Below are 22156 nucleotides of genomic sequence, written 5' to 3' on the forward strand. Positions count from 1 at the left end.
TGTGCGCCGAGATTCTGTTCGCCAGCGCCCGGGACCACACCATGCCGGAGTTCCTGCGCAAGGAAAACGCCAACCAGGTGCCGGTCAACGCCCTGTGGCTGTCCAACGGGCTGATCCAGCTGTTCCTGATCATCACGCTGTTCAACAGCTCCACCTACCTCAGCCTGCTGTACCTGGCGACCTCGATGATCCTGGTGCCGTACTTCTGGTCCGCCGCCTACGCCTTGCTGCTGGCCTGGCGTCACGAAACCTACGAGCAGGCACCCGGCGAGCGTGGCAAGGACCTGCTGATCGCGCTGATCGCCGTGCTCTACGCGGTCTGGCTGGTGTACGCGGCGGGGGTGCAGTACCTGTTGCTGTCGGCACTGCTCTACGCACCGGGGGCGATCCTGTTCGCCAAGGCCAAGCGCGAACTGGGGCAACTGGTGTTCACCTCTGTCGAGAAGCTGATCTTCGCTGCCGTAGTCATCGGCGCGCTGGTAGCGGCCTATGGCCTCTACGACGGCTTCCTGACCCTCTAACCCGTAAGGAGACCTGCCATGTCCAAAGTCAAACTCGGCGTTCATTCCGAAGCCGGAAAACTGCATAAGGTAATGGTCTGCTCGCCGGGGCTCGCCCACATGCGCCTGACCCCCAACAACTGCGACGAGCTGCTGTTCGATGACGTGATCTGGGTGAACCAGGCCAAGCGCGACCACTTCGATTTCGTCACCAAGATGCGTGAACGCGGCATCGATGTGCTGGAAATGCACAACCTGCTCACCGACATCGTGCAGAACAAGGAAGCCCTGAAGTGGATCCTCGATCGCAAGATCACCAATGACCAGGTCGGCGTTGGCCTGGTCAATGAAGTGCGCTCCTGGATCGAAGGCCTGGAGCCGCGCAAGATCGCCGAATTCCTCATCGGCGGCGTCGCCGGCTCCGACCTTCCGGAGAGTGAAGGCGCCAGCGCGATCAAGATGTACCGCGACTACCTGGGCCACTCCAGCTTCGTCCTGCCGCCGCTGCCCAACACCCAGTTCACCCGCGACACCACCTGCTGGATCTACGGCGGCGTGACCCTCAACCCGATGTACTGGCCGGCCCGTCGCCAGGAAACCCTGCTGACCACCGCCATCTACAAGTTCCACCCGATCTTCACCGGGGCTGAATTCGAAATCTGGTACGGCGACCCTGACAAGGACCACGGCATGTCCACCCTCGAAGGCGGCGACGTGATGCCCATCGGCAACGGCGTGGTGCTGATCGGCATGGGCGAGCGGACTTCCCGTCAGGCCATCGGCCAACTGGCCCAGGCGCTGTTCAGCAAGGGCGCGGCACAGAAAATCGTCGTCGCCGGCCTGCCCAAGTCCCGCGCGGCCATGCACCTGGACACTGTGTTCACCTTCTGCGACCGCGACCTGGTCACCGTCTTCCCGGAAGTGGTCAAGGAAATCGTGCCCTTCGTCCTGCGTCCCGATGAAAGCCGCCCCTACGGCATCGACATCCGTCGCGAAGAGAAGGACTTCATCTCGGTGGTCGCCGAATCCCTCAATCTCAAGCAACTGCGCGTGGTACAGACCGGCGGCGACAGCTTCGAAGCCGAACGCGAGCAGTGGGACGACGGCAACAACGTGGTCTGCCTGGAGCCCGGCGTGGTGGTCGGATACGACCGCAACACCTACACCAACACCCTGCTGCGCAAGGCCGGCGTCGAGGTGGTCACCATCAGCGCCAGCGAGCTGGGCCGCGGCCGTGGCGGCGGCCACTGCATGACCTGCCCGATCCTGCGCGACCCGATCGATTACTGAGTCGAGTTCCCGGGCGGCTCCCAAGCCGGCGCCGCCTGCCCCGCCAGCCAAAAGCTGTTCTGACGGAGCCTGGTTTCCAGTTACCCACAAGGAGAAAGAATCATGGCCTTCAACATGCACAACCGTAACCTGCTCAGCCTGATGCACCACAGCACCCGCGAGCTGCGTTACCTGCTGGACCTGTCTCGCGATCTCAAACGCGCCAAGTACACCGGTACCGAGCAACAGCACCTCAAGGGCAACAACATCGCACTGATCTTCGAGAAGACCTCCACTCGCACTCGCTGCGCCTTTGAAGTCGCCGCCTATGACCAGGGCGCCAACGTCACCTACATCGACCCGAACTCCTCGCAGATCGGCCACAAGGAGTCCATGAAGGACACCGCCCGCGTGCTCGGCCGCATGTACGACGCCATCGAGTACCGTGGCTTCAAGCAGGAAATCGTCGAAGAACTCGCCAAGTACGCCGGCGTGCCGGTGTTCAACGGCCTGACCGACGAATACCACCCGACCCAGATGCTCGCCGACGTGCTGACCATGCGTGAGCACAGCGACAAGCCGCTGCACGAGATCAGCTACGCCTACCTGGGCGACGCCCGCAACAACATGGGCAACTCCCTGCTGCTGATCGGCGCCAAGCTCGGCATGGATGTGCGCATCGCCGCGCCGAAGGCCCTGTGGCCAACCGATGAGCACGTCGCCGCCTGCCAGAAATTCGCCGAGGAAAGCGGTGCGCGCATCACCCTCACCGAAGACCCGAAAGAAGCGGTCAAGGGCGTGGACTTCATCCACACCGACGTCTGGGTCTCCATGGGCGAACCGGTGGAAGCCTGGGGCGAGCGCATCAAGGAACTGCTGCCCTACCAGGTCAACATGGACATGATGAAAGCGGCCGGCAACCCGCGCGTGAAGTTCATGCACTGCCTGCCGGCGTTCCACAACAGCGAAACCAAGGTCGGCAAGCAGATCGCCGAGCAGTACCCGAACCTGAAGAACGGCATCGAGGTGACCGAAGACGTCTTCGAGTCCCCGTACAACATCGCCTTCGAGCAGGCGGAAAACCGCATGCACACCATCAAGGCGATCCTCGTATCGACCCTCGCCGATATGTAAGTCCCGATACGCCCCGGACCGCGACGCGTTCGCCGGTCCGCGGCGCATTTTCATTTTCTGGAGGAAATCGATATGCGTATCGTCGTCGCCTTGGGTGGCAACGCCCTGCTGCGTCGTGGCGAGCCCATGACAGCCGACAACCAGCGCACCAACGTGAGGATCGCCGCCGAGCAGATCGCCAAGGTCGCGCCCGGCAACGAACTGGTGATCGCCCACGGCAACGGCCCGCAGGTCGGCCTGCTGGCCCTGCAGGGCGCGGCCTATGACAAGGTCACCCCCTACCCGCTGGACGTCCTCGGCGCCGAGACCGAAGGCATGATCGGCTACATGATCGAACAGGAAATGGGCAACTTGCTGCCGTTCGAAGTGCCGTTCGCCACCATCCTCACCCAGGTCGAGGTCGATGCGAAGGACCCGGCCTTCCAGAACCCGACCAAGCCCATCGGCCCGGTCTACTCCAGGGAAGAGGCCGAAGCCCTCGCCAAGGAGAAGGGCTGGAGCATCGCCCCCGACGGCGACAAGTTCCGCCGCGTAGTGGCCAGCCCCCGTCCGAAGCGCATCTTCGAGATCCGCCCGGTGAAGTGGCTGCTGGAGAAAGGCACCATCGTCATCTGCGCCGGCGGTGGCGGCATCCCGACCATGTACGACGAATCGGGCAAGAAGCTCTCCGGCGTCGAAGCGGTAATCGACAAGGACCTCTGCTCCGCGCTGCTGGCCCAGGAGCTTTCCGCCGACCTCCTGATCATCGCCACCGATGTGGACGCAGCCTACGTCGACTGGGGCAAACCGACCCAGAGGGCCATCGCCCAGGCCCACCCGGACGAACTGGAACAGCTGGGCTTCGCCGCCGGCTCCATGGGGCCGAAAGTCCAGGCCGCCATCGAGTTCGCCCGCAATACCGGCAAGGACGCGGTGATCGGTTCCCTGGAGAACATCGTCGCCATCACCGAAGGCAAGTCCGGCACCCGAGTCAGCACCCGCAAGGCCGGCATCGAGTACCGCTGATCGCAAGGCACCCTCCCCTGTGGGGGCGAATTCATTCGCAATGGGCAGCGCAGCTGCCCTCGAATATCCCGAAAAGCAGACCTGCGGTCTGCCCCGCGATTGAAATCGCCCCCACAAGGTTTCTCTCCCCCTCCGAAAAGCTCTCAATCTGCCGCCAAATGACCAAAGGAGTGACTTGATAGTCACACCCCGCGTCAGGTAGACATCCCGTTCATTCGAGCTGCCGCCTGGCTCATGCCACCTGGCCCGTTACGCTTGAGCCCGCAAATTGCCGCCCAGACGCGCGGCGCCCCGCGGCCAAGCCAGCCCGCCGGCATGAGACGGTCTTTTTGAGGAGTTTCCGAAAGATGTCCCGACTTCCAGTGATTGTGGGTTTTGGTGGCTATAACGCGGCCGGGCGAAGCTCGTTCCACCACGGTTTCCGCCGCATCGTGATCGAGACCCTGGACGCCCAGTCGCGCCAGGAAACCCTGGCCGGCCTCGCCGTGATGATGAAGCTGGTATCGGTGATCGACGGCCAGTACGTCGATGCCGACGGCAAGGTCATGACCCTGGCCGAGATCGAAACCCGTTACGCCGCCGAAATCCTCGATGCCACCCTGGTACGCCGCATCGGCAAGCAGCATCTGGATGTGGACGCGGCCCACTGGCAGAAGAACCTCACCATCTCCGCCGCAGACAGCCAACCCATCAGCTTCATCACCTCGCGTAAGCAACTCCCCGAGCCGCTGCCGGCCAACTGGGACGTGGAAGTCCTGGATAACGGTGAAGTGCGCGTGACCCTGAAAGGCACCTGCGACTTCAAGGTGGACAGCTACCGCGAGCTGCCGGTGAAGTCCGCCGGCCAGCTGCCCACCGGCTTCGAGCCGGGCGAGCTGTACAACTCCCGCTTCCACCCGCGCGGCCTGCAGCTGTCGGTGGTCGCCGCCACCGATGCCATCCGCTCCATCGGTCTGCCGTGGAAGGACATCGTCGACCGCGTGCAGCCCGACGAGATCGCGGTGTTCTCCGGCAGCATCATGAGCCAGCTGGACGAGTACGGCTTCGGCGGCATGATGCAATCGCGCCTGAAAGGCGGCCGCGTCACCGCCAAGCAATGCCCGCTGGGCCTGAACACCATGCCCGCCGACTTCATCAACGCCTACGTGCTGGGCAGCGTCGGCACCACCGGCAGCGTCACCGGCGCCTGTGCCACCTTCCTCTACAACCTGCAGAAAGGCATCGAGCTCATCACCTCCGGCCGCGCCCGCGTGGCCCTGATCGGCAACGCCGAAGCGCCGATCACCCAGGAGTGCATCGACGGCTACGGTGCGATGGGCGCCCTGGCCACCGAGGAAGGCCTGCGCCAGATCGGCGGTCGCGAAGAGGTCGACTTCCACCGTGCCAGCCGCCCCTTCGGCGAGAACTGCGGCTTCACCCTGGCCGAATCCAGCCAGTACGTGGTGCTGATGGACGACGCACTGGCCCTGGAGCTGGGCGCCGATATCCACGGCGCGGTGACCGACGTGTTCATCAACGCCGACGGCTTCAAGAAATCCATCTCCGCCCCCGGCCCGGGTAACTACCTGACCCTGGCCAAGGCCGTGGCCGCCGCCACCCAGCTGATCGGCGCGGACGGCGTGCGCGAGCGCAGCTTCGTCCACGCCCACGGCTCCAGCACCCCGGCCAACCGCGTCACCGAGTCCGAGTTGCTGGACCGCGTTGCCGGTGCGTTCGGCATCGAGCACTGGCCCATTGCAGCGGTCAAGGCCTACGTCGGCCACTCCCTGGCGACCGCCAGCGGCGACCAGGTGATCGCCGCCCTGGGTACTTTCAAATACGGCATCCTGCCGGGTATCAAGACCATCGACCGGGTGGCCGACGACGTCCACCGCCAGCACCTGTCCATCGAGATTCGCGACCGGGTCCTGGGCGACCAGCAGATGGATGTCTGCTTCATCAACTCCAAGGGCTTCGGCGGCAACAACGCCACAGGCGTGCTCATCTCCCCGCGCCTGGCCGAGAAGATGCTGAAGAAGCGCTATGGCGAGGCCGCTTTCGCCGCCTACTGCGCCAAGCGTGAAAAGACCCGCGCCAACGCCGAGGAATACGATCGTCGTGCCCGCCAGGGCGAGCTGGACATCATCTACAACTTCGGCAACGACCTGATCGACGAGCAGCAGATCGAACTGAGCCCCGAAGGCATCCAGGTGCCGGGCTTCACCCAGACGCTGCGCTACAAGAAGGACGAGCGCTTCGCCGACATGCTGGATTGAGGCGATTTCCGGGGACAGTTGTAGGATGGGTAGAGCCTGCGAAACCCATCGATCGTGGTGATGGATTTCGCTTCGCTCTACACCATCCTACGAATGTTGCGTGAAGCGACAACCATGAAAAAGGGCCCCTTGGGGCCCTTTGTCGTTTCCGCCGTTCTCAATCCAGCGCGCGCGCCAGCAGGATCAGCTCCGCGCGCCATTCGGCGGCGACCGGCAGCGCGAGGAAGGAGGGATTGAGGAAATCCTCGCGCGCCTCATAGGCCAACGGCTTGCCGGCGAGATCGAGGACTTCGCCGCCAGCGCCTTCAAGCACGCCCTGGGCAGCCGCCGTGTCCCACTGGGAGGTCGGCGCCAGGCGCGGGTAGCAATCGGCGGAGCCCTCGGCCAGCAGGCAGAACTTCAGCGAGCTGCCGATGCTGGCCAGCTGCAGATCGCCGAAACGCTCGGCCAGCCAGGCCAGCAGACGCTCCTGGGCCGGACTCGAATGGCGCTTGCTGGCGACCACGGTGAACGCCTCGTCCGGCGCGATACGCACACTGACTTCAAAGGGTTCCTCGTCGTCATCCTGGCACCAGGCCCCGATACCGGCGCCACCGTAGTAGCAACGCCCGGACACCGGCATGCCGACCACGCCGAACACCACCCGGCCGCCTTCCACCAGCGCCACGTTGACCGTGAATTCGTCGCTGCCGGAGATGAACTCCTTGGTGCCATCCAGCGGGTCCACCAGCCACCAGCGCTGCCAGGCGGCGCGTTCGGCCAGGGGAATGTTCGCCGCCTCTTCGGAGAGCACCGGAATGCCACCGTCCAGCGCGGCCAGGCCAGTGGCCAGCACCTTGTGGGCGGCCAGGTCGGCGGCGGTGACTGGAGAGGCATCGGCCTTCTCGGTCACGGTCAGTTCGCCCCCCCAGAACGGCAGGATGGCATCGCCGGCCTGGCGCACCAGGTCGATGACAGCGGGAAGCAAGGGATGGGTCACGATTGGTACTCCCCACGCTGGGTCAGCAGGTCTCGGGTCAGATAGAGCGCAGCCAGGGCGCGCCCTTCGCTGAATTGCGGGTGCTGGGCGAGGCTGGACAGCTCGCGCAGGTTGATGCGGTCGACCCGCAGCGGTTCCGGCTCATCGCCGGGAAGGCTTTCTTCATAGAGGTCGCGGGCCAGGACCACCTGGATCTTCTGGCTCATGTACCCCGGCGACAGGGACAGCTCGGTGAGGTGCTCCAGCTGGCGCGCACCGAACCCGGCTTCTTCCTTGAGCTCGCGGTTGGCGGCGGCGAGTACGTCTTCGCCCGGTTCGATCAGGCCCTTGGGCAGGGACAGCTGGTAGTCGTCGGTACCGGCGCAGTACTCCTCCACCAGCAGCACATGTTCGGTATCGGCCATGGCCACCACCATCACGGCGCCGTAGCCGGTGCCCTTGCCCACCAGGCGTTCGTAGGTGCGTTCGACGCCATTGGCAAAGCGCAACTGCAGCTCTTCGACACGGAACAGACGGCTGCTGGCGACGATTTCGCGAGCGAGCACCGTGGGCTTCTGACGCATAACGGACTCCTTGGCATGACCGGCGGGTTATCATACCCCGCCTTTGCGCTTTGTCCGCGCTGGAGATTGCACGCCAGCGACGACCAGCGACGCAATGACGACAGCCCACCGCCACCACCGATGCCGACCATGCAGCCACTGCCCTGGAACGAGATCGACACCGTCCTGCTCGACATGGACGGCACCCTGCTCGACCTGCACTTCGACAACCACTTCTGGCTGGAGTACCTGCCGCAGCGCTACGCCGAGCACCACGGCATCAGCCGCGAACTGGCCGATGCCGAACTGCTGCCGCTGTTCCGCGACCAGGCCGGCCAGCTGAACTGGTACTGCACGGATTTCTGGAGCCGCGAACTGCGCCTGCCGATCCGCGAGCTCAAGCGCGAGGTGGCGCACCTGATCGACCTGCGCCCGGATGCCGACCTGTTCCTCGCCGCCCTGCGCCGCGCCGGCAAGCGCGTGGCACTGATCACCAACGCCCACCGCGACTCGCTGTCACTGAAGATGGAGCGGGTGCACCTGGCGCCCTGGTTCGACCGCCTGATCAGCTCCCACGACTACGGCTATCCCAAGGAAGACCAGCAGTTCTGGGAAGCCCTGCAGCAGGACTTCGGCTTCGACGCGGCGCGCAGCCTGTTCATCGATGACAGCCTGCCGATCCTGCGCAGCGCACGGCGCTATGGCATTGCACAACTGCTGGCCGTGCGCGAGCCGGATAGCCGCAAGGGCCCGAAGGACACCGAGGAATTCGCCGCGGTGGAGAGCTACCGGGCCCTCGTGGAAGGTCTCTGACCAGCGTCTATCCACGATCTAGCGAGCTAGAGAAGAACAACGCGGGAATGGCTGAGGGAGCGGAGTTTACAAGTTGTAAATGAGCAGCCCGAAGCCATTCTCAACGCAGTTATTCCGACGCGCAGCAGATCGTTATTCAGGAATGCGCAGCACCTGCCCGGGATAAATCTTGTCCGGATGCGAGAGCATCGGCTTGTTGGCTTCGAATATCTTCATGTAGGCATTGGCGTTGCCGTATTCGGCCTTGGCGATGGCGCTCAGGGTGTCGCCCTTTTTCACCGTGACGAAACGGGCCGGCGCCACGGCGGGCGCGCTGACGCTGATCTGATCCTCGACCTGGGACACACCCTCGACATTGCCCAGCGCCAGGAGGATCTTTTCCTTCTCTTCCTGTGTCGCCACTTCGCCTCGGGCAATCACCTTGTCGCCTTCCACCGTCAGTGCGATGGCGGGGTTGCCCAACCCCACCTTCGCCACATGTTCCTTCAGCGTTTCGGCGGCCTGGGCTTCCTGGCCCACCAGGGTTTCCCACAGTTTCACACCCGCTTCTTTGACAAAGTCGAAGATGCCCATGACAGATCCTCTCGTTCCATTGGGACGGCGCACAGCGCCAGGGAAGTGCAAGTCTAGACACTTACCAACTGGACCGCCCGCAGACGACGACAGGCTAGAATCCCGAAGCACAGACAGGAGCCGGCATGGACATCAAGCAACTCAAGTTCCTCATCGCCCTGGAGGAAACCCGCCACTTCGGACAGGCTGCCGCACGCTGCCATGTCACCCAGCCGACGCTTTCCATGCGCCTGCGCAGCCTGGAAGAGGAGCTGGGCCTGGAACTGGTGGTCCGCGGCCAGCGCTTCGAGGGCTTCACCGACGCCGGCCTGCGCGTGCTGGCCTGGGCCCACAGCCTGCTGGCGGCCCACGACGGCCTCTATGCCGAAGCGGCGGCCTGTCGCGGTCAACTGGTCGGCACCCTGCGTCTGGGCGTGGTGCCCCTCGCCGGCTTCGATCCCATGCGCCTGGTGGCGGCCTTTTCCGGCCCGCACCCGAGCCTGCGCTTCCAGTTGTTCTCGATGAGTTCCGAACAGGTCCTCGAAAGCCTGGCGCGCAACCAGCTGGACCTGGGCCTGTCCTATCTCGACCGCCTGGATCGCGAGCATTTCGAAAGCCTGGAACTGGCGCAGACGCAAATGGGCCTGCTGCACGACCGCCGCCATTTCAGCTTCGATGTGCCGGCCCTGCCCTGGGAACACCTGGTGGACCTGCCCCTGGGGCTGCTCTCCGGCGGCATGCACTTCCGCCAGTCCATCGACCACGGCTTCCGCAGCCGCGGCCTGTCGCCCCAGCCCCGGCTGGAAACCGATGCCGTGCACCAGCTGCTGCAGGCCGTCAGTGCCGGTCTGTGCTGCGCCATCATGCCGCTGGACAGCGGCCTCGACGATTTCACCGAACACCTGGCACTGACCCCCATAGAGGACGCCCGCACCCTGGCGCCGCTGGGCCTGATCCTGCGCCGTGGCGCGCCCCGCTCGGCGCTCGCCGATGCCTGCTTCTCCGAAGCCCGGGCCTTGCTGGAGCCTGGTCGCAACTCTTGATAGACACGCTCGATCAATGAATCGGGAATAGCGATTAGACGCCCGTGCCAGACGGGCCTAGGATGGCTGAGTCAAACCGTCGCAGGGGCAGAACCATGCCGGGCCCAGACGCCAAGCGCCATCTCACTGCTGTGGATAACCCGACCGAAGCGGCCGGCTATCGGTACACCGAGCTGGACGACGAAGCACGCGTGGAAGATGCCGCTCTGGCTGAAGAGTGCGCCCTGGCGATTTCCTACAACGGCATCAGCTATGCCGTCATGATGGTTTCCCCCAGCGCCCTGGAAGACTTCGTTGCCGGCTTCAGCCTGAGCAGCGCCGCGGTGCAGTCCATCGACGATATCTATGACATCCGCATCGAAGGTGAAGGTATCGCCCTGCACGCCGAAGTGGATATCGGCAATCGCGCCTTCTGGTCGCTCAAGCAGCAGCGCCGCAACCTGGCCGGCACCACCGGCTGCGGCCTCTGCGGCGTGGAAGCGCTGGAGCAGGCGCTGCCCGAACTGCGCTCCCTGGCCCCTGCGCCCCTGCCGCCGGCCGGGCACTTCGTCGACCTGCGCCAGCGCATCAACGAAGCCCAGGAGCTGGCCCGGCGCAGCGGCGCCCTGCACGCCGCGCTGTTCGTCGATGCCGATGGCGAACTGCGCCTGTGCCGCGAAGACATCGGCCGTCACAACGCCCTGGACAAACTGATCGGCGCCCTGCTGCGACAAGGCCTTGACCCACGCGCGGGTTTCGCCGTGGTCACCAGCCGCTGCAGCCTGGAACTCATCCACAAGGCGGTGCGCGCGGGCCTGTCCACCCTGGTCAGCCTGTCCGCGCCTACCACCCTGACCGTGGAATGGGCACGCCGGCATCACCTCAACCTCATCCATTTGCCCCATCACAGTGCCCCCCGGGTCTACAGCCCGGCGCCGCAACCGAAAGCCGACATCGAATGAGCCTGCAACCCGTAAACCCCCGCTACAAGCCCTACAGAGGCGCGGCGGCCGGTTGGGGCGCGCTGAAAAGCGTCACCCGCTTCTGGCTGGACAGCAAACAGCCGTTCAAGAACCTCCGCGCCCTGCTCAAGACCAACCAGAATGGCGGCTTCGACTGCCCCGGATGCGCCTGGGGCGATTCCCCCGAGGACGGCCGCGTCAAGTTCTGCGAGAACGGCGCCAAGGCGGTCAACTGGGAAGCCACCAAACGCCGGGTGGACGCCGCCTTCTTCGCCCGCTACAGCGTCAGCCAGCTGCGCGAGCAGAGCGACTACTGGCTCGAATACCAGGGCCGCCTGACCCATCCCATGCGCTACGACCGCCAGACCGACCACTACGTGCCGGTCAGCTGGGAGCACGCCTTCGCCCTGGTGGCCCGCCACCTGCGCAACCTGGAAAGCCCGCACCAGGCCGAGTTCTACACCTCCGGCCGCGCCAGCAACGAGGCGGCGTACCTGTACCAGCTGTTCGTCCGCGCCTTCGGCACCAACAATTTCCCCGACTGCTCGAACATGTGCCACGAAGCCAGCGGCGTCGCCCTCAGCCAGAGCGTCGGCGTGGGCAAGGGCAGCGTGACCTTCCACGATTTCGAGCATGCCGACGCCATCTTCGTCTTCGGCCAGAACCCCGGCACCAATCACCCGCGCATGCTCGAACCGCTGCGCGAAGCAGTGAAACGCGGTGCCCAGGTGGTCTGCTACAACCCGCTCAAGGAGCGTGGCCTGGAGCGCTTCCAGCACCCTCAACATGCCCTGGAAATGCTCAGCAATGGCTCACGGCCGCTGAACACCGCCTTCTTCCGCCCGGCCCTGGGTGGCGACATGGCCGCCATCCGCGGCATCGCCAAGTTCCTACTGCAATGGGAACGCGAGGCCCAGGCGAACGGCGAGGCGCCGGTGTTCGACCACGCGTTCATCGCCGAGCATACCGAGGGCGTCGACGCCTACCTCGCCGCAGTGGACGCCACGCCCTGGGCGCAGATCGAGCAGCAGTCGGGCCTGACCCTGGAGGAAATCGAGACCTCCGCGCGCATCTACCGCAACGCCGGGAAGGTGATCATCTGCTGGGCCATGGGCATCACCCAGCACCGCCATTCGGTGCCGACCATCCAGGAAATCGTCAACCTGCAACTGTTGCGCGGCAACGTCGGCCGCCCCGGCGCCGGTCTCTGTCCGGTGCGCGGTCACAGCAACGTGCAGGGCGACCGCACCATGGGCATCAACGACCGGCCGCCAGCGGCGCTGCTGGATGCGCTGGAAAGGCGCTTCGGCTTCAAGGTGCCGCGGGAGAACGGTCACAACACCGTGGAAGCCATCAATGCGATGCTCCAGGGTCAGGCCAAGGTCTTCATCGGCCTTGGCGGCAACTTCGCCCAGGCCACGCCGGACAGCCATCGCACCCACGCCGCGTTGCGCAATTGCGAACTGACGGTGCAGATCAGCACCAAGCTCAACCGCAGCCACCTCATGGTCGGCCGGGACGCGCTGATCCTGCCGTGCCTGGGGCGTACCGATATCGACCGCCAGCTCGAAGGACCTCAGGCGGTGACGGTGGAAGACTCCTTCAGCATGATCCACGCCTCCCGTGGCCAGCTTGAGCCCTCTTCCGCCGAGATGCGTTCGGAGCCGGCGATCATCGCCGGAATCGCCAAGGCCACCCTGGGCAACCGCCCGGTGGACTGGGACGCGCTGATCGCCAACTACGACCGTATCCGCGATCTGATTGCCGAGACCATTCCCGGCTTCCAGGACTTCAACCGTCGCCTGCAGCATCCGGGGGGGTTTTACCTCGGCAACACCGCCAATGCCCGGCAATGGAGCACTGCGAGCGGGCGCGCCAACTTCGCGGCCCATCCGCTGCCGGCGGACCTGCTCCACGAGAAGGTTCGCAGCGCCGGCAAGGCGCCGCACCTGATCCTCCAGACGCTGCGCTCCCACGACCAGTACAACACCACCATCTACGGCCTGGACGACCGCTATCGCGGCGTACGCGGCCAGCGCGAGGTGGTTTTCGCCAATGAGGCCGACATCCGCCGCCTGGGCTTCGAACCGGGGCAGAAGGTGGACATGGTGACGCTCTGGGACGATGGCGTGGAGCGGCGTGTCTCCGGCTTCAGCCTGCTGGCGTTCGACATCCCCGCCGGCCAGGCCGCCGCCTACTACCCGGAAACCAACCCGCTGGTGCCACTGGAGAGCTACGGCGACGGCAGCTACACCCCCACCTCCAAGTTCGTGGCCATCCGCCTCGAAGCCCCCCGCGACAACGGCCGCATTCTCTGAGCCAGCCCCCGGGCTGGCGCTGGCCAGCCCGAAGCACGACAAGGCCGGCCCACAACATGCACGGCTGAAATCATTCTTTAATTGAACTAAGGGAAGTTTGTTTCTCGAACTCTTATTCGCGAGAAACAATTTGAAATACGGATTCGATGCCTATATAAAGTTGCAACGGAACTTTATGGTTTTTTGGCAATTTGCCAGCATAGAAAGAGGCTGAAAGCCAGCAAACAAGCGGGTGGGAATGAGTCTCTGACAGCCCTGAAAAGAAAAAGTTCTGCCGAAAATCCAGACAATTAAAAAAACACGAAAAGTTGCTACTTTTCGTCGCCAGATACTTGCTTAAGAAATTTCCTACAGTAAATATCGCCTCACCAAAACCACTGAGGCGATCCTCACCATGAAGTACACCTCGATCCTTCTTCTGTCTCTTGGCCTGGCCAGCGGCAGCGTCTTTGCAGGCGGCAATACCGATGCCGGTATTGGCGGCGCGCTGGGCGGGGTCCTGGGGTCCGTTGTCGGCAACGCAGTCGGCGGCAGCACCGGTGCAGCCATTGGCGCAGGTGTGGGTGGTGCAGCAGGCGGCGCGGTAGCAGCCCCTAAACGCAACCGTACTGAAGCTGCCATCGGCGGTGGCCTGGGCGCAGCTGGCGGCCAGGTCGTCGGCCGGCAAATGGGCGGCACCACCGGCGGCCTGATCGGTGCAGCTCTCGGCGGCGGCGCCGGCGGCGCCCTCGGCAACGAGTTCGGTGACCGTAACCGCTACGACGACGACTACGATGATGACCATCGCCACTATCGTCACGCCCACCGCGGTCACCCCGGCCGTGGACACGCCTGGGGGCACCGCAAGCACAAGCACCGTCATTGGGACGATTGATCAACGCACCCACGAAAGAGCCCGCTTCAAGCGGGCTTTTTCCGGATCTGAGGCCTGGGCGAGCGACAGCCCGTCGCCCCCGCCCCCATAATCCGACCCGTGTCATGGGGCCCCCTTGGCCAAGCCGAGGAACCATGGACATCCCCTTCGAAATGGAGAGACAGCAAGATGCGTAAAGCAGTAACCGCCCTCGCCCTCAGCCTGCTGGCCACTCAGGCCGTAGTGGCCGGCGAAACCACCAACAATGCCATCGGTGGCGGCCTCGGCGGCGCCCTGGGCAACGTCGTCGGCAATGCCGTCGGCGGCAGCACCGGCGCTGCCATTGGCGCCGGCCTGGGTGGTGCAGCGGGTAGCGCCATGACCGCCAAGAGCGGCAAGAAGACCGAAGCCGCCATCGGCGGCGGCCTGGGTGCCGCCGGCGGTTCGGTGGCCGGTCGCGCCCTGGGCGGCTCCACCGGCTCGGTCATCGGCGCGGGCCTGGGCGGCGCGGCGGGTGGCGCCATCGCCACCGAGCTGAGCAAGGACGATCACGACGGGCATGGGAAGCACCACAAACACCGCAAGCATCGCCACTGATCGCCGCCCATGAAAAAGCCCGGAATTCCGGGCTTTTTTCGTTGCGCGGGAATCAGCCGATCTGCTGCTCGGTGCGCGCCTCGTCCACATCGCCGCTGGCCATGCAGGCGGCTGCGGTGAAGAGCACGTCGGTGGACGAGTTGAGCGCGGTTTCGGCGGCGTCCTGCAGGATACCGATGATGAAGCCGACGGCAACCACCTGCATCGCCACTTCGCTGGGGATGCCGAACAGGCTGCAGGCCAGCGGGATCAGCAGCAGCGAACCGCCCGCCACGCCGGAAGCGCCACAGGCACAGATTGACGCCACCATGCTGAGCAGGATGGCGGTGGGAATGTCCACGGCGATGCCCAGGGTTTTCACCGCCGCCAGGGTCAGCACGGTGATGGTGATGGCCGCGCCGGCCATGTTGATGGTGGCGCCCAGCGGGATGGAGATCGAGTAGGTGTCTTCGTGCAGGCCGAGCTTTTCCGACAGCTGCAGGTTCACCGGGATGTTGGCGGCAGAGCTGCGGGTGAAGAAGGCGGTGATGCCGCTTTCGCGCAGGCAGGTCAGCACCAGCGGATAGGGGTTGCGGCGAATCTTCCAGAACACGATCAGCGGGTTCACCACGAAGGCCACGAAGAGCATGCAGCCCAGCAGCACCGCCAGCAGGTGGGCATAGTCGGCCAGCACGCCGAGGCCGTTCTCCGCGAGGGTCGAGGCCACCAGGCCGAAGATGCCCAGCGGGGCGAAGCTGATCACCACACGGACGATCAGCGACACGCCGTGGGACAGGTCGCTGAACACGTTGCGGGTGGTGTCGCTGCCCTGGCGGATGGCGATGCCCAGACCGACCGCCCAAACCAGGATGCCGATGAAGTTGGCTTCCATCAGCGCGGTCACCGGGTTGGCCACGGCACTGCCCAGCAGGCCCAGCAGGACCTCGGCGATGTTGCCGGGCGGCGCGAGGTCATTGGCGCCGGTAGTCAGGGCGATGGTCGAGGGGAAGACGCTGGAAGCCAGCACCGCCACCACCGCTGCGGAGAAGGTGCCGATCAGGTAGAGGAAGAGGATCGGGCGGATGTGGGTGCGCTCGCCCGGCTTGTGGTTGGCGATGGCAGCGATCACCAGGACGAACACCAGCACCGGCGCCACGGCCTTCAGGGCCATGACGAAAAGCTTGCCGAGCAGGCCGACGGCGCTGGCGTACGAGGGGGCGATCAGGGCGAGGGCGATGCCGGCGATCAGGCCGATGATGATCCGGGTCACCAGGCTGGTGCGTTTCAAGCGTTGCAGGATGGAGCCGTTTGCATGGGTCATGGCAGGTACCGCTGAACGTCGGGCCGCACGACGGGCCGGCCCGGGGTGGACATTGAGCCCCGATGACGCCCCGCCCTGGCTGCTCCAGATCAAGCGGTAAAGCAAAAGCCAGGCTACGCGGTCCAGTACCTCGCCGCCGGGTGGGTCATTCGGGTTTGGCGCGCATTGTGCGGACTCACGCCGGCAATGAATAGAGCGGACGGACGGTCGGGGCTCTGGATGTCGCTATTTCAGCCGTTTCGGGTCCAATGGATGAAAGTTGCCTGTAGAAGGGGGCGAATTCATTCGCCATGCGGACCGCAGGTCTGCCCCTGAAGCAATCGAAGGGACAGCTACGCTGTCCTTGGCGAATGAATTCGCCCCTACACCACCAGCTCCACCAGCGCCGCGCGCAGGCTTTGCGGAATCGGCACAGGCCGGTTGCTGTCGCGGTCGACGAAAACGTGGACGAAGCGCCCGGCGGCACAGGCTTCATCCTCGCCCTGCTTGAAGATCGCCAGTTCGTACTGCACCGAGCTGCTGCCCAGCTTGCCGACGCGCAGGCCGACCTCGATGCGGTCGGGGAAGGCGATGGAGGCGAAGTAGTCGCAGGAGGAACTGACCACGAAGCCCACCACGCCGCCTTCGTGGATATCCAGCCCGCCCTGTTCGATCAGGTAGGTGTTCACCGCGCTGTCGAAGTAGCCGTAATAGACCACGTTGTTCACATGGCCGTAGATGTCGTTGTCGTGCCAGCGGGTGGTGATGGGCTGAAAGTGGCGGTAATCGCCGCGCAGGTGCTGGGGTTGGCTCATGGGGGTTCCCTGGGTTCGGTTGGATCGGTCAGAAGGCCGCCTGGTAGATGGCCAGGGCCTGCGCCTCGCTGACCTCGCGCGGATTATTCACCAGCAGCCGCTGTTGCAACATGGCATCGCTGGCCAGGCGCGGCAGCATGGCTTCGGGCACACCGGCGTCGCGCAGGCGGGTAGGCAACCCACTGCGTTCGCTGAAGGCGGCAAGTTCGCGGATCAACTGCTCGGCAAGCTCCGCCGCGTTGCCCGGCTGGAGCTTGTCGCCGAGCACCAGCCGCGCCAGCTCGGCGTAGAGCGGCGCGGCCACATCGGCGTTGAAACGGAGCACGTGGGGCAGCATCAGGGCGTTGGCCAGGCCATGGGGAATATGGAAGTGCCCGCCCAGCGGATAGGCCAGCGCATGCACCGCCGCTACCGGTGCATTGGCGAAGGCCTGGCCGGCGAGGCAGGCGCCCAGCAGCATGGCCTGGCGCGCCTCGCGGTTGCGCCCGGATGCGACTACCGCGTCGAGGTTGCCGGCCAGCAGGCGCAAGGCTTCACGGGCGAGCAGGTCGGACAGCGGATTCTTCTTCAGGCGGCTGGTGTAGGCCTCGATGGCATGGACCATCGCGTCGATCCCGGTGGCCGCGGTGACCGCCGCCGGCAGGCCGAGGGTCAGGTCGGCGTCGAGCAGCGCCAGGTCCGGCAGCAGCACTGGTGAAACCACGCCCGTCTTGGTGGTCTCGCCGGTGGTGACGATGGCAATCGGCGTCACCTCGGAGCCGGTACCGGCAGTGGTCGGCACCTGCAGCAGCGGCAGGCGGCGACCGCGTACATTGCCCACGCCGTAGAGGTCCACCAGCCCCTGCCGGCAGTCCGGGTGCGCCAGCAGCGCCGCCAGCTTGGCCACGTCCATCGAGCTGCCGCCGCCAAAACCCACCACCAGCTCGGCACCCAGGACCTTCCCCAGCTCCACGGCCTCCAGCACCACCGCCTCGGGCGGATCGGCCTGCACCTGGTCGTAGACCGCAACACTGATGCCCTCGAGGGCGAACCCGAGCAGGACCTCATCCAGCAGACCCAGCCGGTTGATGCCCGGATCGGTGACCAGCAGCACGCGGCGCGCGCCGCGGTCACGGCAGAGTTCGGCCAGGCGCACGGCCGAGCCGGATTCACAGAGAATCTGTGCGGTAGTGGCGAAGCTGAAGGGCTGCATCGTGGCGTCCTCCATTGTTGTCGTGGGGGGCTTCGCGATGGCTGCCGGCACCGGGCAGCACGCGACGCAGGTAGAAGCCCGCCAATAGGACATAGGCCGAGTCGTGCAGGAAGTCCACCGACGCGCCACCGATTCCTCGGGGTTCTCCCGGCAACGGTCCAGCAGGATTGCGGCCAGGGCAGGCCTTCAGCCTGCTTGGCGAATGAATTCGCCCTTCTACAGGCCCGGCTGTTGGCTCACCCATTCACGCACCTCGGCGTAGGGATAGGCCTCCAGTGCGGCGAAGCCCGGCAGGCTGCGCGCCTTGAGCCGGGTGAAGAGCGGCGCGCTGATGCCGCAGAGCAGGCGGGTCAGGCAGTCGGCGCTTGGCGGCTCGCCGCGCAATTCCTGGTAGCGCTGGCTGAAGCCGCCACACAGGGCGCTGAAGTTCCGCTCCGCCAGGGGTGCCAGGGCCGGCGGTTCCGGCAGGTGCGCCACGCGGCCCCGGCACACCGAGCAATGGCCGCAACGCTCGGGGACCTCGTGGTCGCCGAAATAGCGGGCGAGGCGCGCGCTCAGGCAGCTGTCGCTGGAAAACAGCTGCAGCATCGCCTGGATGCGGGCGATTTCGCTGTCTTCCTGCTGGCGGAAGTAACGATGCAGTTCAATAGCCAGGGCGTCCGGCTCGAAGTTCGGTTGCTGCAGGGCATAGACCTCGGTCATCTGCTTGCTTTCCAGCTCGATCCAGCCGCGCTCCTGGAAGTAATCCAGGGCCTTCACCACGCGGCTGCGTTCGGCGCCGTACTCACGGTACAGGCGGTCGAAATCCACGGTGCACCAGGTGCGGGCGCGGGTGGAGGTGCGCAGCAGCGCCCCGACGAACTGGCGGCGCTCGCCTTCGAAGCGTTCCACCAGGGCTTCAGGCGCCAGCAGATGCTTGAAGCGGTACTCGGCGAAATAGGCATAAAGCGGCGCGATGATGCCGCGCAACTCCAGTTGCACCAGCAAGGTCTTGAGGGGCAGCTGGCGAATGTTGCTCTGGTCGGAGAGCGCACCGAGCATCAGCTCCCAGCGGTCACCGCCCTGCCCGGCCGCCTTCAGCTCCGCCAGCACCTGGCGGATGCCGGACAGTTCCGGCGTATCGCCGTAGACGAAGTTTTCCAGCACGTTGAGGCTGTCGCGATTGGCCAGCACCAGGCAGTCCGAAGGCTGGCCGTCGCGCCCGGCGCGGCCGATTTCCTGACTGTAGTTCTCCACCGACTTGGGCAGGTCGTAGTGCACCACCTGGCGGATGTCGCGCTTGTCGATGCCCATGCCGAAGGCGATGGTCGCGACCATCACTGTCACCTCGCCCGCCATGAAGCGCCGCTGCAGCGTCTCACGCGCTTCATGGGCCATGCCGGCGTGATAGGCACTGGCGGCGACGCCACGCTCGGTCAGCCAACCGGCCACGTCTTCGGCGGTCTTCTGCAAGGTGACGTAGACGATGGCCGGCTGCCCGGCGCGATCGCCCAGCCAGCTCGCCAGCCGCTCCAGCTTGCGCGCACCAGCCACCGGCTCCACCAGCAGGTTGAGGTTGGGGCGGTAGAAGCCGGTGGTGATGACGTCGGCATCGGCGATGGCGAACTTGCGCTGCATGTCGGAGATCACGGTCGGCGTCGCCGTGGCGGTCAGCAACAGCACCTGAGGAATGCCGAACTGGCGCTGGTACTCGGGCAACTTGAGGTAGTCGGGGCGGAAGTTGTGGCCCCACTCGGAAATGCAGTGGGCCTCATCCACCACCAGCAGCGAGATCGGCACCTGCTGGATGAACCCACGGAAGCGCTCGTTCTTCAGGCGCTCGACGGAGATCATCAGGATTTTCAGCTCACCGGCGCGCGCCCGCGCCATGACCTCGGCGGCCTCTTCGCGACTCTGCGCCGAGTCGATGCTGGCGGCGGCGATGCCGTGACGCTGCAGGAACGCCAACTGGTCCTGCATCAGCGCCAGCAGCGGCGACACCACCAGGGTCAGGTGTGGCAGGTGCAGGGCCGGCAGCTGGTAGCACAACGACTTGCCGGAACCGGTGGGAAAGATGGCGGCGGCTGAACGGCCGGCCAGCACGGCAGAGATGGCGGCTTCCTGGCCAGGACGGAAATGGTCGTAACCGAAGACCCTGGCGAGGCGGGTTGCGGGCATGGGGATCACTCCTTTGATGGGGTATTGGTCATGGACCGCGATAGACCTGACAGGGTCCGGAATCCGGGTACGACATTTCGCCTTTGAATCCCATCGATCCGCTTTGATGGGTTTCGCTCCGCTCTACCCATCCTACGAGAGGGAACGGAGTCCGCCGGGAATGAAAAAGCCGCCCGGAGGCGGCTTCTTCGCAAGGACGCGGTGCGGCTTAGAGCTGCGGGCCGGCGTTCCTGATCGCGTCGGAGACGTCGAACTTCTTGAAGTTCTCGATGAACTGCGCGGCCAGGGCCTTGGCAGCTTCGTCGTAGGCAGCCTTGTCAGCCCAGGTGTTGCGCGGGTTGAGCAGGTTGGTGTCGACGCCCGGAACGGCCTTCGGCACGTCCAGGTTGATGATGTCCAGGTGCTCGGTCTCGGCGCCGATCAGGGCACCGCTCTGGATGGCAGCGATCACGCCACGGGTGGTCGGGATGTTGAAGCGCTTGCCAACACCATAGCCACCGCCGGTCCAGCCGGTGTTGACCAGGTACACCTTGGAGCCGAAGCCCTGGATGCGCTTGATCAGCAGTTCGGCGTACTCACCGGCCGGACGCGGGAAGAACGGCGCGCCGAAGCAGGTGGAGAAGGTGGACTTGATGCCGCCGCCGGAACCCATTTCGGTGGAGCCGACCAGCGCGGTGTAGCCGGACAGGAAGTGGTAGGCAGCCTGCTCGTTGTTCAGGATGGAAACGGGCGGCAGCACGCCGGTCAGGTCGCAGGTGAGGAAGATCACCGCGTTCGGCTCGCCGGCACGGTTGGCCTCGACGCGCTTCTCCACCAGGTGCAGCGGGTAGGCGGCACGGGTGTTCTGGGTCAGGCTGTCATCGCTGTAGTCGGGCAGGCGGGTTTCCGGGTTCAGCACGACGTTTTCCAGCACGGCGCCGAACTGGATGGCTTTCCAGATCACCGGCTCGTTCTTCTCGGACAGGTCGATGCACTTGGCGTAGCAGCCGCCTTCGATGTTGAACACGGTACCCACGCCCCAGCCGTGCTCGTCGTCACCGATCAGATAACGGCTCGGGTCAGCGGACAGGGTGGTCTTGCCGGTGCCGGACAGACCGAAGAACAGGGTGGTGTCGCCTTCTTCGCCGACGTTGGCGGCGCAGTGCATCGGCAGCACGTCCTTTTCCGGCAGCAGGAAGTTCTGCACGGAGAACATGGCCTTCTTCATTTCACCGGCGTAGCGCATGCCGGCGATCAGCACCTTCCTGGCGGCGAAGTTGAGGATCACGCAGCCATCGGAGTTGGTGCCGTCACGCTCCGGCTCGCAGACGAAGTCCGGGGCATTGAGGATCTGCCACTCCTGGCGGGACTGCGGGTTGTACTGTTCCGGATTGATGAACAGGCAACGGCCGAACAGGTTGTGCCAGGCAGTCTCGGTGGTCATCTTGACGGCCAGGTAGTGCTCGGGGTCGGCGCCGACGTGCACGTGGGAGACGAAACGCTCGCGTTCGGTCAGATAAGCTTCAACGCGAGCCCACAGCGCATCGAATTTGTCCGCCGGGAAGGGACGGTTGATGTTGCCCCAGGCGATCTTGGCGTCGGTGCTCGGCTCTTGAACGATGAAACGATCCGCCGGAGAACGACCGGTGCGGTGGCCGGTCTGAACGACCAACGAACCGTTGGCGGCCAGTTCACCCTCACCACGGCGGATGGCCTCTTCGACCAGTTGCGCGGCGCTGATATCGGTGTACACGGCGTTATTGGCTTGCGTCATGTGGTTCCCCGTCGGCGAAAAGCCGAGTCCTCCAAACGATTTGTAGTGGGTACTGCGACCCCCTACAGCGAAAAAAGTGCGCGCGATTATGCCAGAAAAGCCCGCTTTGGGTATAAACCTCCTGTCAGCCGGGCATATTCCTGACCGATAATCGCACCC

At 65.1% G+C, this 22156-nt stretch carries 19 protein-coding genes; 11 read left to right on the top strand and 8 right to left on the bottom strand.

The genetic code is table 11. From position 1 onward, the window contains the following. From ACFW0B_RS04715 to ACFW0B_RS04735, 5 genes are all read left to right on the top strand, one after another. Window positions 1-521: amino acid permease (locus ACFW0B_RS04715; protein WP_449146800.1), on the top strand; the 521-nt coding region annotated here is incomplete at its 5' end. An 18-nt stretch (window positions 522-539) separates the two neighbouring features. Beyond that, the gene (gene arcA / locus ACFW0B_RS04720; RefSeq protein WP_449146801.1) at window positions 540-1790 is read left to right on the top strand and encodes an arginine deiminase; all 1251 of its coding nucleotides are present in this window, start codon (window positions 540-542) and stop codon (window positions 1788-1790) included. A gap of 102 nt (window positions 1791-1892) precedes the next feature. Beyond that, window positions 1893-2903: an ornithine carbamoyltransferase gene (locus tag ACFW0B_RS04725; RefSeq protein ID WP_449146802.1), complete on the top strand. Its 1011-nt coding sequence runs from the start codon at window positions 1893-1895 to the stop codon at window positions 2901-2903. 72 nt (window positions 2904-2975) lie between these two features. Beyond that, entirely contained in the window at window positions 2976-3908 is a 933-nt protein-coding gene (gene arcC, locus ACFW0B_RS04730) for a carbamate kinase (protein WP_449146803.1), read from the top strand. Between the two features lie 347 nt (window positions 3909-4255). Beyond that, window positions 4256-6163: a beta-ketoacyl synthase gene (locus ACFW0B_RS04735; protein ID WP_449146804.1), complete on the top strand. Its 1908-nt coding sequence runs from the start codon at window positions 4256-4258 to the stop codon at window positions 6161-6163. A gap of 157 nt (window positions 6164-6320) precedes the next feature. Here ACFW0B_RS04735 and cysQ read toward each other — a convergent pair whose 3' ends face one another. Beyond that, window positions 6321-7142, bottom strand: coding sequence for a 3'(2'),5'-bisphosphate nucleotidase CysQ (gene cysQ / locus ACFW0B_RS04740; RefSeq protein ID WP_449146805.1), 822 nt, complete (start codon window positions 7140-7142; stop codon window positions 6321-6323). Continuing rightward, window positions 7139-7705, bottom strand: coding sequence for an ADP compounds hydrolase NudE (nudE, locus tag ACFW0B_RS04745; RefSeq protein WP_449146806.1), 567 nt, complete (start codon window positions 7703-7705; stop codon window positions 7139-7141). The genes cysQ and nudE overlap by 4 nt, the downstream gene beginning before the upstream one ends. A 129-nt stretch (window positions 7706-7834) precedes the next feature. Here nudE and yrfG point away from each other — a divergent pair, with 129 nt between their 5' ends. Continuing rightward, the gene (gene yrfG, locus ACFW0B_RS04750) at window positions 7835-8497 is read left to right on the top strand and encodes a GMP/IMP nucleotidase (protein WP_449146807.1); all 663 of its coding nucleotides are present in this window, start codon (window positions 7835-7837) and stop codon (window positions 8495-8497) included. A 132-nt stretch (window positions 8498-8629) separates the two neighbouring features. Here yrfG and lysM read toward each other — a convergent pair whose 3' ends face one another. Next, complete coding sequence (gene lysM / locus ACFW0B_RS04755; RefSeq protein WP_449146808.1) at window positions 8630-9070, bottom strand: peptidoglycan-binding protein LysM; 441 nt, start codon at window positions 9068-9070, stop codon at window positions 8630-8632. Window positions 9071-9195: 125 nt separating this feature from the next. On the opposite strand from lysM, the gene ACFW0B_RS04760 reads away from it, so the two are divergent. From ACFW0B_RS04760 to ACFW0B_RS04780, 5 genes are all read left to right on the top strand, one after another. After that, window positions 9196-10092 (top strand): LysR family transcriptional regulator, encoded by an 897-nt coding sequence (locus tag ACFW0B_RS04760; protein ID WP_449146809.1) that lies wholly within the window; start codon window positions 9196-9198, stop codon window positions 10090-10092. Window positions 10093-10187: 95 nt separating this feature from the next. After that, window positions 10188-11033 carry a formate dehydrogenase accessory sulfurtransferase FdhD gene (gene fdhD / locus ACFW0B_RS04765; protein ID WP_449146810.1) on the top strand — a complete coding sequence of 282 codons (846 nt, stop codon included), beginning with the start codon at window positions 10188-10190 and terminating at the stop codon, window positions 11031-11033. Then, the gene (locus ACFW0B_RS04770; RefSeq protein ID WP_449146811.1) at window positions 11030-13351 is read left to right on the top strand and encodes an FdhF/YdeP family oxidoreductase; all 2322 of its coding nucleotides are present in this window, start codon (window positions 11030-11032) and stop codon (window positions 13349-13351) included. Before fdhD ends, ACFW0B_RS04770 begins: the two co-directional genes overlap by 4 nt. A 394-nt stretch (window positions 13352-13745) precedes the next feature. Next, window positions 13746-14225 (top strand): hypothetical protein, encoded by a 480-nt coding sequence (locus ACFW0B_RS04775; RefSeq protein WP_449146812.1) that lies wholly within the window; start codon window positions 13746-13748, stop codon window positions 14223-14225. A gap of 168 nt (window positions 14226-14393) precedes the next feature. Beyond that, the gene (locus tag ACFW0B_RS04780) at window positions 14394-14801 is read left to right on the top strand and encodes a glycine zipper domain-containing protein (protein WP_449146813.1); all 408 of its coding nucleotides are present in this window, start codon (window positions 14394-14396) and stop codon (window positions 14799-14801) included. A 52-nt stretch (window positions 14802-14853) separates the two neighbouring features. Here ACFW0B_RS04780 and sstT read toward each other — a convergent pair whose 3' ends face one another. The 5 genes from sstT to ACFW0B_RS04805 form a co-directional block, all read right to left on the bottom strand. Next, on the bottom strand, window positions 14854-16101 hold the full coding sequence (gene sstT, locus ACFW0B_RS04785) for a serine/threonine transporter SstT (protein ID WP_449146814.1): 1248 nt from the start codon (window positions 16099-16101) through the stop codon (window positions 14854-14856). Between the two features lie 362 nt (window positions 16102-16463). Continuing rightward, window positions 16464-16895 carry an acyl-CoA thioesterase gene (locus tag ACFW0B_RS04790; protein WP_449146815.1) on the bottom strand — a complete coding sequence of 144 codons (432 nt, stop codon included), beginning with the start codon at window positions 16893-16895 and terminating at the stop codon, window positions 16464-16466. Between the two features lie 28 nt (window positions 16896-16923). Then, window positions 16924-18087: an iron-containing alcohol dehydrogenase gene (locus ACFW0B_RS04795; RefSeq protein WP_449146816.1), complete on the bottom strand. Its 1164-nt coding sequence runs from the start codon at window positions 18085-18087 to the stop codon at window positions 16924-16926. A 216-nt stretch (window positions 18088-18303) separates the two neighbouring features. Continuing rightward, window positions 18304-20244 (bottom strand): RecQ family ATP-dependent DNA helicase, encoded by a 1941-nt coding sequence (locus tag ACFW0B_RS04800; protein ID WP_449146817.1) that lies wholly within the window; start codon window positions 20242-20244, stop codon window positions 18304-18306. A 208-nt stretch (window positions 20245-20452) separates the two neighbouring features. Next, on the bottom strand, window positions 20453-21997 hold the full coding sequence (locus ACFW0B_RS04805; RefSeq protein WP_449146818.1) for a phosphoenolpyruvate carboxykinase: 1545 nt from the start codon (window positions 21995-21997) through the stop codon (window positions 20453-20455). Window positions 21998-22156: the final 159 nt, after the last annotated feature.

Source organism: Metapseudomonas phytobenefica (genome assembly GCF_043392685.1).
Classification (GTDB): Bacteria; Pseudomonadota; Gammaproteobacteria; order Pseudomonadales; family Pseudomonadaceae; genus Metapseudomonas.